The sequence below is a fragment of the Microbacterium schleiferi genome, assembly GCF_020781975.1.
Classification (GTDB): domain Bacteria; phylum Actinomycetota; class Actinomycetes; order Actinomycetales; family Microbacteriaceae; genus Microbacterium.
The window spans coordinates 213,279-226,886 of sequence record NZ_JAJGNI010000007.1 but is presented as its reverse complement, the minus strand read 5'-3'; the positions used below and the strand labels follow the sequence as shown (position 1 = coordinate 226,886).

Annotated in this window: 15 protein-coding genes and 1 pseudogene; 6 read left to right on the top strand and 10 right to left on the bottom strand. The window is 68.9% G+C overall.

All coding sequences use genetic code 11. The features are described 5' to 3' along the window. Positions 1–74: 74 nt before the first annotated feature. Entirely contained in the window at positions 75–734 is a 660-nt protein-coding gene (locus tag LL236_RS10400) for an NUDIX hydrolase (protein WP_228178683.1), read from the bottom strand. Positions 735–1,004: 270 nt separating this feature from the next. Between LL236_RS10400 and LL236_RS10395 the strand changes: the two genes are divergently transcribed. Next, positions 1,005–1,295, top strand: a complete 291-nt coding sequence (locus LL236_RS10395; RefSeq protein ID WP_228178671.1) for a hypothetical protein — start codon at positions 1,005–1,007, stop codon at positions 1,293–1,295. Positions 1,296–1,320: 25 nt separating this feature from the next. Here the strand turns inward: LL236_RS10395 and LL236_RS10390 are convergent, their stop codons facing one another. Beyond that, positions 1,321–1,605 (bottom strand): hypothetical protein, encoded by a 285-nt coding sequence (locus LL236_RS10390; RefSeq protein ID WP_228178670.1) that lies wholly within the window; start codon positions 1,603–1,605, stop codon positions 1,321–1,323. 3 nt (positions 1,606–1,608) lie between these two features. Here LL236_RS10390 and LL236_RS10385 point away from each other — a divergent pair, with 3 nt between their 5' ends. After that, positions 1,609–1,827 carry a hypothetical protein gene (locus LL236_RS10385; protein WP_228178669.1) on the top strand — a complete coding sequence of 73 codons (219 nt, stop codon included), beginning with the start codon at positions 1,609–1,611 and terminating at the stop codon, positions 1,825–1,827. Further along, positions 1,824–2,102: a DUF4386 family protein gene (locus LL236_RS10380; RefSeq protein ID WP_308017260.1), complete on the top strand. Its 279-nt coding sequence runs from the start codon at positions 1,824–1,826 to the stop codon at positions 2,100–2,102. Before LL236_RS10385 ends, LL236_RS10380 begins: the two co-directional genes overlap by 4 nt. A 37-nt stretch (positions 2,103–2,139) precedes the next feature. On the opposite strand, the gene LL236_RS10375 is transcribed toward LL236_RS10380, so the two are convergent. From LL236_RS10375 to LL236_RS10365, 3 genes are all read right to left on the bottom strand, one after another. Next, complete coding sequence (locus tag LL236_RS10375; RefSeq protein WP_228178668.1) at positions 2,140–2,757, bottom strand: GyrI-like domain-containing protein; 618 nt, start codon at positions 2,755–2,757, stop codon at positions 2,140–2,142. Next, entirely contained in the window at positions 2,754–4,346 is a 1,593-nt protein-coding gene (locus LL236_RS10370) for an MFS transporter (protein WP_228178681.1), read from the bottom strand. The genes LL236_RS10375 and LL236_RS10370 overlap by 4 nt, the downstream gene beginning before the upstream one ends. Positions 4,347–5,020: 674 nt before the next feature. Further along, positions 5,021–7,006 (bottom strand): NHL repeat-containing protein, encoded by a 1,986-nt coding sequence (locus tag LL236_RS10365; RefSeq protein ID WP_228178667.1) that lies wholly within the window; start codon positions 7,004–7,006, stop codon positions 5,021–5,023. Between the two features lie 253 nt (positions 7,007–7,259). On the opposite strand from LL236_RS10365, the gene LL236_RS10360 reads away from it, so the two are divergent. Beyond that, on the top strand, positions 7,260–7,712 hold the full coding sequence (locus tag LL236_RS10360) for a hypothetical protein (protein ID WP_228178666.1): 453 nt from the start codon (positions 7,260–7,262) through the stop codon (positions 7,710–7,712). 430 nt (positions 7,713–8,142) lie between these two features. Here LL236_RS10360 and LL236_RS10350 read toward each other — a convergent pair whose 3' ends face one another. Both LL236_RS10350 and LL236_RS10345 read right to left on the bottom strand, forming a co-directional pair. Then, positions 8,143–8,568, bottom strand: a complete 426-nt coding sequence (locus LL236_RS10350; protein ID WP_228178665.1) for a TIGR02611 family protein — start codon at positions 8,566–8,568, stop codon at positions 8,143–8,145. 55 nt (positions 8,569–8,623) lie between these two features. Further along, complete coding sequence (locus LL236_RS10345) at positions 8,624–9,316, bottom strand: HNH endonuclease family protein (protein WP_228178664.1); 693 nt, start codon at positions 9,314–9,316, stop codon at positions 8,624–8,626. Positions 9,317–9,448: 132 nt separating this feature from the next. Here LL236_RS10345 and LL236_RS10340 point away from each other — a divergent pair, with 132 nt between their 5' ends. Continuing rightward, positions 9,449–10,132 carry a YoaK family protein gene (locus LL236_RS10340; protein WP_228178663.1) on the top strand — a complete coding sequence of 228 codons (684 nt, stop codon included), beginning with the start codon at positions 9,449–9,451 and terminating at the stop codon, positions 10,130–10,132. A 15-nt stretch (positions 10,133–10,147) separates the two neighbouring features. On the opposite strand, the gene LL236_RS10335 is transcribed toward LL236_RS10340, so the two are convergent. Then, positions 10,148–11,326, bottom strand: coding sequence for a PQQ-dependent sugar dehydrogenase (locus LL236_RS10335; protein WP_374198026.1), 1,179 nt, complete (start codon positions 11,324–11,326; stop codon positions 10,148–10,150). After that, the gene (locus tag LL236_RS10330) at positions 11,323–11,508 is read right to left on the bottom strand and encodes a hypothetical protein (RefSeq protein ID WP_228178661.1); all 186 of its coding nucleotides are present in this window, start codon (positions 11,506–11,508) and stop codon (positions 11,323–11,325) included. The genes LL236_RS10335 and LL236_RS10330 overlap by 4 nt, the downstream gene beginning before the upstream one ends. A 132-nt stretch (positions 11,509–11,640) precedes the next feature. Between LL236_RS10330 and LL236_RS10325 the strand changes: the two genes are divergently transcribed. Further along, positions 11,641–12,879 carry an FxLYD domain-containing protein gene (locus LL236_RS10325; protein ID WP_228178660.1) on the top strand — a complete coding sequence of 413 codons (1,239 nt, stop codon included), beginning with the start codon at positions 11,641–11,643 and terminating at the stop codon, positions 12,877–12,879. 43 nt (positions 12,880–12,922) lie between these two features. Here LL236_RS10325 and LL236_RS15145 read toward each other — a convergent pair. After that, a pseudogene (locus LL236_RS15145) lies at positions 12,923–13,602 on the bottom strand (hypothetical protein). Between the last annotated feature and the right edge of the window lie 6 nt (positions 13,603–13,608).

Below are 13,608 nucleotides of genomic sequence, written 5' to 3'. Positions count from 1 at the left end.
AATCAGCACAGGCGCCACTCCGCGATCGGAGCCCCACCCTTCAGCAGACTCAACAACCTGCCTGGACATCACACCTAGGGCAACAGATTCGGGATCGCGAGCCGGCGCATCCGATCCCACGGCTCGGTCCATCCCAGGCGGTCGAACAAGCCGTCCAGCAGCATGGCGGTGAACCCCCAGACCAGGTGCTCGCCGGTCTCGGTGCGCACCTGAAACGCGGGGGCGCGGTGTCTGCGAGGGCCGCGATCGATGACTGTGCATCCGCGGTTCGCGGGATCGAGCAGGTCGGCGACCGGCGCACGGAAGACCGCCGCCGACTCGGCCACATCGACAGCGCGCACCGGCGACGGCTCGCGCCACCACCCCAAGACAGGGGTCACGCGATGAGAGGAGTACGGCAAGGGCACCTCGGCGAGGGTGCCCAGAACATCGACTCCGTCCGGGTCCAGTCCCGTTTCTTCCTGGGCTTCGCGTAGCGCAGCAGCGACGGGACCGGAATCATCCGGCTCCAGACGACCCCCGGGAAAGGCGACCTGGCCCGCGTGCGAACGCAGCGTCGTCGCCCGCGCCAACAACAGCACGTCGAGATCCCGCGAGACGGCTGCAGCACTCGCCCGGTGAGCGCTCGGCGCGTCATCCAGAACCCCGAACAGGATGAGGACGGCAGCGGGTCTCGCATCGGGGTCATCGGGAAGCCCGAGCAGCGCAGCCAGGCTGTCGCGGCGCGCGGCCATCGGGTCGGTCGACACGAGCTGAAGAAGCTGCCGGCGTGCGTCCTGATGCCCGGCGGAGGCAGCCGCAGCGAGCCGGGCCCCGGGCGTGGCGCCCACCGGCCCCGCCGCGTCACGGGAGTCACGTGTCATCCGTCCAGGCTACGACGGGCGACCCTCGACCTGGCTGAGGCTGGTACATTTACCGCGTCGGGAGCGGATGTCGTCGTCGACGCGCAGGATGAGACAGAGCGACCGCGCGAGTTCGCCACCGGTCACGCGGACTGCCTGCGCGTGAACCCGTGGTCACCGCTCTGCAACAACTGGAGTGCGGAGGCGAACCTCGCTGCTGCCGAAGCGACCCTCGCCGACCTCGAGGCCGACATGGATCTCGCCTTTGCACGAGCTGCGGTCGTCCGCATCCCCTCTGACGCGGCGCGCGCAGACGCCGACGCAGCCTTCGCGGCGGCAGCCGGCGTCGGGACTGCCGCGATGGCGGCAGCCACTGCCACGCTCGGTCTCTCGATCCTGACCGCGCACCGGGCGCGGCCGGTCGGATCCTGGCGCGGTGGCGAGCGTCAGTGACCGACTCGATCACTGACCGGCGCGGTCAGCGCCCCTCTGTCGAGCTCCATCCCGAAAGCCGGCGCTGCTCGAACGCCTCGAGAAGGATGTCGAGAGCGAAACGGAACTCCGCATCCGCGTCGCAGCCGCCCGCGGCGCCCGGGGCCGTCAGCGCCATCCGCACGATATGGGGAAAGGATGCCGAAAGCGATGCCAGCGCGGCTTCCTCCGATGCAGCGACCGACACGCCGTCGGACGCGGCCTCCGATGTCGACGGGGTCGGAAGAACATCGTGGGTGAATCCCCACATCCGGGTGCTCAGCGTGTGCATCGCATGATCGGCCCGGCAGCCGCCTACACCTTCGCCGGCCTACGCACACTCGAGGCCGCGATCATCGGCGCAGGCATCCTGCCGATGCTCGCGCTCGTCTTCCTGCTTTCGGGAGCGATCCCCGGCAGCAACCTGCCGATCACGACGAGCCCCGACGGCGCCTTCGTGGCATCCCTGGCCGGAATGCACGCTGCATCGTCCTTGTCGGACAGGGTCTGGTGATCGGAGTCAACACCCTCGTGTTGTCGTGGCTCCTGTGGCGTTCACGCGCCGTGGTGCGCGGGATCCCGCTCCTCGGTGCAGTGGGCGCGACCCTGGTCCTACTCTCGGACGTTGCGCAGCTGTTCGGGGGCATCGACCAGTCGAACGTTCTCGTCGGGCTTGCCGCGGCGCCCATCTTCATGTTCGAGCTGTGGTTCGCGGGCTATCTGCTGTTCGTCGGATTCCGCCCACGCATCGAGCGCGCAGCGATGGCCGAGTCGGCGCCGGTCGCGTGATCGCCACGGGTCCGGCAGTATTCCTGCCGGACCTCCGTCAGTCGATCGCGCGCACCGGCTGACGCAGGATCGTCTTCAACTTCTCGGGGGCGACCCGTCGCGGATCACTGAGATAGACCTCGTGGTGCGGCCCGTTGAACGTGAGGTTCTGCGCCGGCATCAGCTCCGCGTGCAGGCGCCGTAGCGTCAGCGTCTCCGCATCATACGAACCCACGTGCAGGATCTGGAGCGACAGCCCCTCCTCGATCGTGCGCGCAGCGACCCTGTCGATCGGCAGCTCGGGCTTCTTGCGGACTGCGGTGTCGAGTCCGACACGGATGTCGGCATCCGTCACTGCCGGCGGCAACGGGATCAGCATCGTCCAGTCCCACGCATCCTTGCGGCGCTCGGCGAAGCTCGACGGGTCGTCGCTGGACCACAACCCCTCGAGCGGACCGACGACGAAGTCGTCACCCGAGCGGGCCCGGAAGGCGAACTTGATGGCATACCCCGACGCATAGAGGGCACTCACTGCATCCGTGTACTCGGCTGCCGTGTTGGGGTCGCCGTGACCGTCGATGGCCAGATAGGTCAGGGGCGGCACCGTCACGCGCACGAAATCGTGGGACCCGGGCGCGTACAGATCCTTCCGGTCCTTCTTGAGGTCGTACTTCATCCTTGCCCTCCCGTGCGGGCATCGGATGCCGAGACCGCCGCACCCGTCGACCGTGCCGCAGCACGGCGAACGACGAGAGCACCCACGAATCCGAGCAGCAGGAACACCGTCGCCACGAGAAGTGACCAACGTGTGGCATCCGCGAAGCCGTTCGAAAGCGCCGTCACCGCCGCCGCAGTCTGGTCACCGAGCGGACTGCTCGCCCCCTCGGCACGCAACTGACTGATCGTCGTTCCCGCGGACTGCCGGGTCGTGTCGGCGAGCTGGGTCGCACTCGACCCCGTGATGCCGGCATCAGTCAGCGCGGCCGGCAGCGTGAGCGCGAGGGCGACCGCCAGCGCCGCACCCGCAAAGGCCGTACCGAGGGCCGACCCGACCTGCCGAACCGTGCTCTGGGTTGCCGACCCCTGACCCGAGACATCGACGGGCACGTCCTGCAGCACCGTCCCGGTCAACTGCGCGGACGCAAGCCCGAGCCCCAGACCGTAGACGACCAACGGGATCGCGACGATCCACCCCGAGCTGGAGCCGGTGATGAGCAGAGCGAGGACGGCGACACCGACCACCTCGAGCCCGAGTCCGATCAGCACGGTTCCGGGCGAGCCGAAGCGCGCCGCCAAGTGCCTCGCCGATGCGCCCGAGAAGAACGCGCCGAGCGCCATCGCGGCCAGGACCAGCCCCGCGCCCATGACATCCAGGCCGAGCGCATTCACGAGATACAGGGGCAGCACGAAGATGATCGCGAACTCCCCCACTGCCACCATGGCTGCCGTGACGTTTCCCCAGGTGAAGGTCGGGAGGCGAAAGAGATTCAGATCGAGGATCGCGGAACGGCGCACCTTCTCGCGGTGACGCTCCCACACCACGAACAGCACGAGCGCCACGACAGCGACCGCGAAGGCGATCGGGACCACCGACACCGGGGCATCCGCCGGCCACTGCCATCCGAAGACCGAGAACTCGCCTGTCGGTGCCCACCAGCCCAACTGCGGCCCCTCGATGACGGCGAACACGAGTGCGCCGAAGCCGATCGCGCTCAGCAGCGCGCCGTCGACATCCGCTCCGGGCCGCCCCTTCGCGCCCTTCGTCTCGGGCACCGTGAGCAGGCCCGCGATGAAGACCGCAGCTCCGAGCGGAATGTTCACCAGGAAGATCCAGTGCCACGAGGCCCACTGGGTGAGGGCGCCACCGGCCAACGGACCGATGGCAGCGGCTCCCGAGATCACCGCACCCCACACCCCGAACGCCGCGCCCCGGTACTTGCCGCGGAACACCGCATTCACGGTCGAGAGCGTCGAAGGCATGATCAGAGCGGCACCGATCGCCTGCACGGCGCGCGCCGCGATGAGCGGCCCTGCGGCATCCGCCATCGCTGCCAGGATGCTGCCGCCGACGAAGACGACAAGACCCACCTGGAACAGGAGCTTGCGTCCCCATCGGTCGGCAAGCTTGCCCGTCGAGAGCAGGAGAGCTGCCAGCAGCACCGCGTAGAGGCTGTTGACCCACTGCGCGTCGGTGAGGTCGAGCCCGATGTCGGCGATGATCACCGGGAGGGCGACGCCGACGATCGTGCCGTCGAGGACGATCATCCCGAGCCCCGTGGACAGCACCGCGAGGGCCAGCCATTCACGGCGGGTGGGTGGTGTCACGCGAAGGTCCGTGCTGGTGCTCACGATCCGAGCCTGGCACAGACCCCCTCGACGAACCCACACCTTCTTGGGCCCGATCGCGCGAGCCCATCCTGCCGAACCCACACCTTCCCGCGCGAACCCACACGTTTCGGTGGTCAGAACGTGTGGGTTCGGCACGGATGCTGTGGGCTCGCGCCCAAGGGTGGGCTCGCGCGTCAGAGGGGGCTGCGGGGGCGGGCAGGGCAACGACCCCCGACCTACCGAGATACAGCGGTTTCGGGGGCGTGCCGTCGATTCGGGGACCTGACGGTTACCCCTGGGCACGTCGTTGTGGGTCGAGAAACGTAACATCCGCGGGATGCCCCGCGCAAGCATCCGCCTCATCCCTTCATGCCTGCTGGATGCCCCTGGTCGCCCCGGACCACCGCCGAACCCACACCTAACTCGGGAACCCACACGATCCTTCGGCAGAAAGCTGTGGGCTCGGTACGGATGCTGTGGGTTCGTCCCCCATGCACCGCTCAGGGACAACTCGGCTGAAGGAGGGACAACTCGGCTGGAAGAGGGACAACTCAGCTGAAGGAGGGACAACTCGGCTGGAAGAGGGACAACTCAGCCGGAGGAAGGACAACTCAGCCGGAGAAGGGAGGGACCTCGACGGGGGCGGCGAGACCGACGAAGGCGACGATCTGGTGACCGCCGGGGTTCGTCTGCAGCGGAACCTCTTCCCAGTTGTTGGCGATCCACAGGTTGCCCGACGGGTCGACGATCAGTCCCGTGTTGCGGACGAGGCCGTCGAACGCGTACCCGGCATCCGGCGAGATCGGGTCACCCGTCGACAGGCTGCCGGGGCAAGTGTCGGGCGAGGTCCCGCAGAACGCCGACACGCGCTGGTCGGAGAAATTCGCGACCCAGACGTTCCCGTTGCCATCGGTCGTGATGCCCCACGGCCGGGTGATCCCGCCACCGCTGAAGGGGCCCGACACCGTCTGCCCGTCGGCGTCGATGAGCGCGATCGAACCGGTCGGCCCCGACGAGATCGGCCGCGTCGGGCACGGGAGGGTCGTGGAGCCGGAGTTGGCGACCCATACGTTGCCCTCCGGGTCGGAGGCAACACCCATCGGCAACACGAACTCATCCCCTGCAAGCGGCGCGTCACCCACGAGCGTGCCGTCGTAGTTGAAGACCGCCACCGAGCTGCTCGCGATGCCGCTCACGACGACGTGCTGCCCGGTGTCGACAACACCGAACGCCTGGTCGAGACCGACATCCAGGGTCATCGCCTGCTCGGGATCGCCCCCGGGATACACGGTGACCGTGCCGGTCTGGCAATTCGCGTTCCACACGTCTCCCGCGGCAGTGACGTCCATGCCTTGCGGCCACGCCAGCTCACCGGCGGTGAACCCGGTCACCGGCGGTGAGAGCGGCTCGCCCTCGATCGAGAAGAGCGACACACTGTTGTGCGGCGGCTGCTCGGTGCATCCTTCGCCGGCGAAACCGAAGTTGCTCACCCACAGCTGACCCGACGGATCGAAGGCGATGCCGAAGCCCGAACCACTCAGCCCGCCTCCCGTGTACTTGCCGACCATCTCGCCGCCGGGCGCGAACTTCAACAGCAGGTCACTGCCGCACGTGGGGTCCTGCGGGTCGGCACCGTACTTGTAGTTGTTGTTGACCCAGATGTTTCCGTCGGGGTCGATGGCGAAGTTACCCGGACCGTCGAGGGTCTGCCCGTCGCCGTCGAAGCGAAGCGCGAGGGTCCAGGCGGCAGGGGCCGCCATCAGACCCGGGCGGTCTCCCGCCACAGTCAGCGACAGGTCGTACAGTGCGGATGCGGCAGCGCTGGGGTCGCGCGCGATCTGAGCGAAAGCACGGAACGTATCGACGGACCGCTGATCCGACCGAGCGCTCGCGGCGTCGACAAGGGCGCGGCACGCGTCAGCATCCACGACGCACGCACTGAGGATGTTGGTGAGCGAGGTGAACGTCGGAAGCGCCTCGGTCTGCGTGCCGTTGGGCGCAGAGGTCAGCACCGCCCCGTAATCACCGGTGGACGCGTCCACGAGGTTCGTGTACATCGCGGCGGCATTGGGAAGGCCCGGCGCAGAACCTTCGACGCCGTCCGGAGCGGTGAACTGCGCGAGCGCATAGCCGGCTGCAATGGTCGTGCGTTCGTTGAGGACGACAGCTGTGGCATCCGCGGGGATGATGGCGGCGAAGGTCGCGGTCATCGTCGTGTCGTCACCGCCGGGGGCGGTCGCGAGCAGGTAGACCAGATCGTCGCCCCGCGAGACGGAACCGAGATCGACGACGAACTCACCGTCGCGATCGGATGACGTCGACCCGATCTGCGACGCCGGCTCGCCCTCCGCACCAGCCGACCATGCCGAGACCTCCCAGCCGGATACTGCTGCCCCGTCGACGACGGGAACGACGGCACCGCTCACGGCGGATGCCTCACCATCGGGCTCGGCAGGTGCCCAGCAGCCTGCCAGCGCGAGCACGGATGCCGTCACGAGCGCGACGGCGCCGATCATGCGCCGCCCCGGGGATCGGGTGCTCGTTCGGTCGTCGGACTCGATCGGGTGGGGCTGGTCTTGGCGCACAAGGTTCCGCATCGAATTCACTCCGTCAGGTGTCTGGGTCCGGTCGTCGGGTCCGTCCCACGCGGCAGGTTAGCAGCGCCCGGTGGCCGGCGTGGGCGAGGTTCAGGTCGAGATTCGGTCACGAATCCCTCTGTGTTTTCGCTGACCGCTCCCCGCCGCGGCCCTCTCGCTCCGGGCAGCCACGCGGGTCGAGTAGGAATCGAGAAGCGCCCGACCGCAGCAGCCCGTACCTTCGATGTCAGCGGCACCAGAAAGGACCCCACGAATGGCCGACAAGCGTGACACCTCAACGGATGGCTTCAGCGACGCAGAACGCGAGGCGATGAAACAGCGCGCCGCCGAGCTGCGCGAGCAGGCCGCCGGCGGCACAGGCTCGGCGAAGAAGGAGAAGGAAGCGCGGGCCTGCGTGGATGCGATCGCCGCACTGAACGGCACAGACAAGGCGGTCGCGGAGCTGCTTCACCGGATCGTGCGGGAAGAGGCACCGCACCTGGACCCCAAGACCTGGTACGGGTTCCCCTCGTACGCGCGAGACGGCAAGGTCGTCGTGTTCTATCAGCCCGCGTCGAAGTTCGACACCCGCTACGGCAGCGTCGGCTTCAACGAGGACGCCCTGCTCGATGACGGCGCGATGTGGGCCACAGCCTTCGCCGTCGTCGAGGTCACCGACGAGGTCGAGGCGACCCTGCGTGATCTCGTCCACCGCGCCGCCGGCTGACGCAGCGCAAGACCGGTGGCCGTCTCGCCAACGCCGGTGGAACGCACGCGCCGCGACGATGCGTGATTGGCGTGCGCGTTTCGTGACGCTGCCGCGGGAGGAGGGCGCTACGGTCAATCCCATGGCTGCCCCACGCACCCGCCGTGCCCGCGTTGCGCGCCGCCGCGCCCGACGTGTCGCAGCATCGGGAAGCGACCTCACCGACGCCGAATGGATACTCATCCGCGATGCGTGGGGGCGGTGCGCGTACTGCGGACGCGCGGGTCTCGCCCTCCAGAAGGACTGCGTGCTTCCGATCTCGCGCGGCGGCCGCTCGACAACGTGGTTCCGGCCTGCGGCAGCTGCAACGCGAGCAAGTGCAACGCAGAAGTCACGAGCTGGATGCGTCGACGGCGGCTCGACGAGCGGGCGTTCCTCCTCGCCTGGGCTCTTATTCTGCGCGAGCTTCGCGAGCGGCACGAGCCGCGCGGCGCTGACGCCACCACTGCCAGAACCGGTCCAGCATCCGCTTGACCCAGCCCGACAGCCGGCGCGCCCAGTGGAACTCGGTGCCGAGCACCGCGAGCCCGAGGAACACGATCAGCCAGCCCGGTCCCGGCAGGGGAACGAGTACGAGTCCACCGAGGGCCATGATCGTCCCGACCACGGCGACGCCGACACGGTAGGCGATCTCGACCCGCGGATGCCGCGCAACCCACGCGCGCGCTGTGCGCAGCATCCGTCTGATCGGGCGGTCCTCGCGCTCGGCGTCCGCGATCTCCGCACGGATATCCTGCTCCAGCGCCGTGGACCCGTTGCGCCCGGTCGGGGCGTCCAGATCGGGCATGGTGCGTGCCGAACCAGAGATGGGGGGCATGGCGACGACGCTAACAAGCGAAGTCGCGAGGTCCCTGGGTACCGCGTCAACGGGGTCAGCAGCGCGTCAGGGCTGAGCGCGCCGCCTCCCGATCGGGGCCGGTGATCCCGAGGTCGTAGGCATCGACGACGCTCACCCAGGCGATCACATATCCGCACACGGATGCCGCAGCCGGCGGCATCCACTCGGCCGGGCCCGAGTCGCTCTTGGCGGAGTTGATCTCATCCGCCGTCACCACCAGGTTCGCCGGGTCGTTCGCGAAGACGAGGCGCTCGGCATCCGACCACCGATCAGCGCCGTGGCGCCACGCCCACGCCAATGCGACGATGTGGTCGATCTGCACGAGAGGGGACGTCTGCTCCCCGGACGTGAAGCTCTCGGTGTGCCCGTCGTAGGGATCGACGAGCACCCCCTCGAGGACCTTGCACTCGCCACTCCCCTCGCGAAAGACCACCGCCGACAGGTCACGGGCGAGGACATCGTTGCGGGTGTCGCACCCGTTGCCGTCGACGTCGGCCCAGCGCTCTCCGAACAGATCACGCTGGTATGGCGCGTCCACTACCCCCGAGACCGTCGGCAGCCGCGACAGCATCTCCTGCGCCGACGCGGCATCGATCGCCGGCGCAGTCACCGGGTTCCGCCGCGCCTCCGCGCCCGGCCGAGAGGCGGCGCTCCAGCTGATCACCGCGATGACGACGACCCCCGCCAGAGCGGCGAGAATCCCGAGCACGATCACCGCTCGTCTCACAGGGTGTCCGCCGGTTCTTCCACGCCCTCGACTCTAGGTCTGCCGACAGACATCGCTGGCCACGAGCCGGATCGACGGGCCGATACTCTGGGGCAGGTCGGTGTGGAGGAATGCGCCGCCGGAAGGGTCGTCGTGGTCAGGTCGCTCACGCGTTTCCGGCTGGCCATCGCCGTTGCACTCGCGATCCTCGCCGGATACATCGACGGCATCGCCTTCGTCTACCTCGGCGGATACTTCGTCTCGTTCATGAGCGGCAACACCACCCAGTCGGGGGTCGAGCTGGCAGGCGGGGACCTCGCCGCCGCGGGCTTCGGGTTCCTGGTGATCCTGGGCTTCGTGCTCGGGGTGATGGGTGGCACGATCGTCAGCTCCCCCGGTCGCGATCGCGGCGGGATCATCCTCGTCGGCGTCGCCGGCGTCATCGCGATCGGCGCCCTCCTCTCGGGTGCGCCGCCGGTCGACCCGAACGCCCTCACCGGCGCAGCACTCATGGGGGTTGCCCCCACAGCCGTCTGCCTCTCGTTCGCGATGGGGGCCGTCAACACCGTCTTCAGCGGACGCGGTGAACCCTCGTTCGGCATCACCTACATGACCGGAGCCCTGGTGAAGATCGGCGAGGGGATCGTCGGCGCGTTCCGCGGTGGCGATCGCACGAGCTGGCTGCGCTATCTGGCGCTCTGGCTCGGGATCGCCGTCGGCGCCGTCGGCGGCGCCGCCGTCTACGCGACCGTGGGGTCGCCGGCGCTCTGGCTCGGCGTCATCGCGGCGGTCGTCCTGGCCGGCATCCTCGTCGCCGCGCGCCCGCGTCCGGCCTGAGAGGAACACCGCGGATCAGGGGGCTGCTTCGACGATCTGAACACTCAGGAGGCGATCGTCGTCGCCCGACGGGGAGCCTCGACCGTCGGTGTTGTTCGTGAGCAGCAGCAGCTCGTCTCCGTCGATCACCGCGTCACGGATGCGGCCGAACTCCCCGACCCACAGGGGTTGCGGGTCGCTCAGGGCACCGCTCGCGTCGACGTCGACCTGCCAGACGCGTTCACCCCGCAGCGCGGCGACGAACAGGGTGCTACCGGCGGCGGCCAGTCCGCTGGGGCTTGCCTCGTCCGTCGTCCACGTGACCACCGGATCGATGTACGCCGGGTCTCCGGCCGGGCCCTCGTGCACCGGCCAGCCGTAGTTCCCGCCCGCGACGATGCGGTTGATCTCGTCGGTCGCGTTCTGCCCGAACTCGGTCGCCCACATCGTGCCGTCGGCGGTCCACGCAAGACCCTGCACGTTCCGGTGACCGAGGGAGTACACGGCATTGCCGAACGGATTGGACTGCGCGGGTATCCCGTCCACTCCGACGCGCAGGATCTTCCCCGCCAGCGACGCGGGGTCCTGCGAGGCCCCGGTGTTTCCCGCATCCCCGGTGGCGATGTAGAGGTACCCGTCGGGGCCGAACGCGATGCGTCCGCCGTTGTGGTTCCCCGCCCTCGGGATCCCCTCGAGCACCACCTCTGCCGGGCCGAGGCTGCGTTCTCCCGGCTCACCCACAAGCGGCATCCGGATGACGCGATTGTCGCTCCAGCTCGTCAGGTACGCGTAGAGCCAGGGTTCGGCATCCGTCTCGAGGACGGCGAGACCGAGCAGACCCCCCTCTCCGCCGACGTTCACGTCCGGGACGGTGCCGATCGTGCGGGTCGACCCGCTCGCGTCGACCTCGAGCACCGCGCCGCCCCGCAGACTCACGATCCGGGTGCCGTCGGCGAACGGGACGATCGACCACGGCACCCGCAGCGACCCCGCCAGCGCGGCCGGCGCACCAGCCGTGCGCCACAGGGCGGTCTCGACCGGCACGGTCGGGGTCGGACTGGATTCAGCGACGAGGGGGCTGCGGGCATCGGGGGTGGCGGAGGCAGAGGTAGAGGGAACGGGTCCAGCGCCGCCGACGCACGCGGTCAGGGTGAGCGTGGCCGCCATCGCTCCCCCACCGAGGGCAGCGATCCGGAGCCGGCGACGCACGGTCATTCTGAGGACGACGACCTCGCGAACACCGCGTGCAAGACGAAGTAGACGACGACGGCGACGACGGCGACCACCGCGAGCTTGAGGATGAGCATCGCCACACCCCACAGCAGTTCCACGAGCAGCCAGGCGATCACGATCGCGGCGATGACTCCGAGGACGGTCCAGAGAGTGCCTTTGTTCATGGTCCCAGCCTACGAAGCCCTCACTCTCGCGGCGCGGGAAATGCGCTTTTGCCCCGCAGGCCAGGCCGCTAACGTCAGTACTGCGGCGGGGGAATGCCGCGGCGCTCAGCGTCCAGTGAAGGGGAGAGACCGATGTCGAACGACACACCCGCCGGCCTGGAAGAACCGCAGAACCCGGCGCCGGACGCAGCCGAACCACCCGTGGCGCCGGCACCGGAGCCCGCTGCCGCGCCCGAATCGCCCGCTGCCGCGCCCGAACCGCCCGCCGCCGTGCCCGCGGCACCGCCGGCGTACGCGCCACCGGCTGGGTATCCCACGGCCCCAACGACACCGTATGGAGCTCCGCCCGCCGCTCCGGTCTATGGGGCCGCACCCGGGGCGCCCGGCTACGGCGTTGCTCCGGGCGCTCCCGGCTATCCGCCGGCAGGCTACGGCGTCCCGCCGGCACCGCCGAAGGCCCCTGACACCCGGCCCAAGACGCTCGCGATCATCGCCCTGATCCTCGCGATCGTCGGTGTCGTGATGGCATTCATCCCGTTCGTGAACTGGATCGCCGGGCTCGTCCTGCTCGCGGCGTTCATCATCGCCCTCATCGCCCTCATCAGCAAGAAGCAGGGCGGCACCGGCATGAGCATCACCGCCCTCATCCTCTCGGTCGTCGGCGGGATCATCTCGGTTGTCATGATCGCGCTGTCGTTCCTGTGGATCGGCGGCGCCGTCCTGAACGACGCGATACAGGACGAGATCGCGCAGGAGACGATCGCGCCCGAAGACGACGAGCCCGCGGATGACGTCACGACCGCCCGGGACATCGTGATCACCGACGGGTCGTTCGGCCGGTACGAGTTCGATCCCGAGACGTGGTGGTACGTCGTGATGTTCGAGAACCCCAACCAGGACTACATCTTCGACTTCGCGAGCATCGATGTCGAGGCGATCGGCGCGGACGGCACGATCCTCGACACCTCGAACGAGTACCGCGTCATCTTGTCGGGTGAGGCCGCGCTCGTCGGCGACTTCTACGAGGTCGGGGCCGGCGAGATCGTCGACCTCAACGTCATCGGCCCGACCGCTGCCGACGCGATCCTCTCCCCCTTCGCCGAGACCGGTGAGTTCACGCTCGGCGACCTCGCCGCGACATCCGATGACTTCTCGACAACCGTGACCGGCACGGTCAGCGGGGACTTCGAGGAAGACCAGGAACTCGTGCAGATCACCGTGGTCGCCCGGGACACCTCGGGCCAGATCATCGGCGGGGCATGGACCTATGTCGACCGCTTGCCCAGCGACGGCACGAAGGTGCAGTTCGAGGCGACCTTCTGGGATCCCCTCCCCGAGGGCACGGTCTTCGAAGCATTCGCCTCCCTGTAGGTCTGATACCGAGCTCCGAGGGTCAGCTGACTCCGGGCACGGGTCACCCCAGCTCGAACGTCGTGATGCCGAAGACGTCGTCGATCGGGAGGTCGAGGGGCTTGCCACGGTACATGCGGGCCGTCTCGAACACCGGGCGCATCCCGAGGCTCTCCGCCAGCTGCACGGCCTCCGCGTTGACGGTGGGTGGATCGAGGAAGATCGCCGCCCCGGGCGCCACGCCCTGGACGAGGCCCTCGATCAGCTGCGCCGCGGTGGCGGCATCCTTCGCGAACAGCGGCCGACCTTGAATCCATCTCGGCACGGTCGGATGACCCCGTACCCCGCGACGTCGCCGACGGTCCCGTCGCCTGCCGTTCCGTCGTCTGAACCACGGACGGCGACCAAGGCGCGGTGGCTGGAGTCGGTGGTCCAGGCACGGAGGAAATCGCTGCGCTTCGCGCCGAAGTGCGCGGCGTCGTAGCGCTCCAGAGCCGAAGGATCGACATCCGCTGCCGGCACGAGCGTGATGCTCCGCCGCCCGTTCGTCGCGACCACCCGCAGCGGAGCGACCCCCGCGTACCGGACGTTGCGGTGGGCGAGGACGAACCCCGACCTGCGGTAGTTGTGCTGCTGATCGACCACACCGTCCAGGCCGACGGTACGGACGTCGGCCAGGTGATCGAGCCCGGCATCCGAATGACCCGGATTCCAGCCCTCGCGGGCTGCCCACTCCACGGGCATCGCCAT

Coding starts and splice junctions, on each gene's coding strand:
- LL236_RS10365 (WP_228178667.1), bottom strand. CDS start 7,006: ATGCGGAACCTTGTGCGCCAAGACCAGCCCCACCCGATCGAGTCCGAC.
- LL236_RS10375 (WP_228178668.1), bottom strand. CDS start 2,757: ATGAAGTACGACCTCAAGAAGGACCGGAAGGATCTGTACGCGCCCGGG.
- LL236_RS10370 (WP_228178681.1), bottom strand. CDS start 4,346: ATGATCGTCCTCGACGGCACGATCGTCGGCGTCGCCCTCCCGGTGATC.
- LL236_RS10385 (WP_228178669.1), top strand. CDS start 1,609: ATGATCGGCCCGGCAGCCGCCTACACCTTCGCCGGCCTACGCACACTC.
- LL236_RS10350 (WP_228178665.1), bottom strand. CDS start 8,568: ATGCCCCCCATCTCTGGTTCGGCACGCACCATGCCCGATCTGGACGCC.
- LL236_RS10390 (WP_228178670.1), bottom strand. CDS start 1,605: ATGCACACGCTGAGCACCCGGATGTGGGGATTCACCCACGATGTTCTT.
- LL236_RS10335 (WP_374198026.1), bottom strand. CDS start 11,326: ATGACCGTGCGTCGCCGGCTCCGGATCGCTGCCCTCGGTGGGGGAGCG.
- LL236_RS10400 (WP_228178683.1), bottom strand. CDS start 734: ATGGCCGCGCGCCGCGACAGCCTGGCTGCGCTGCTCGGGCTTCCCGAT.
- LL236_RS10360 (WP_228178666.1), top strand. CDS start 7,260: ATGGCCGACAAGCGTGACACCTCAACGGATGGCTTCAGCGACGCAGAA.
- LL236_RS10330 (WP_228178661.1), bottom strand. CDS start 11,508: ATGAACAAAGGCACTCTCTGGACCGTCCTCGGAGTCATCGCCGCGATC.
- LL236_RS10325 (WP_228178660.1), top strand. CDS start 11,641: ATGTCGAACGACACACCCGCCGGCCTGGAAGAACCGCAGAACCCGGCG.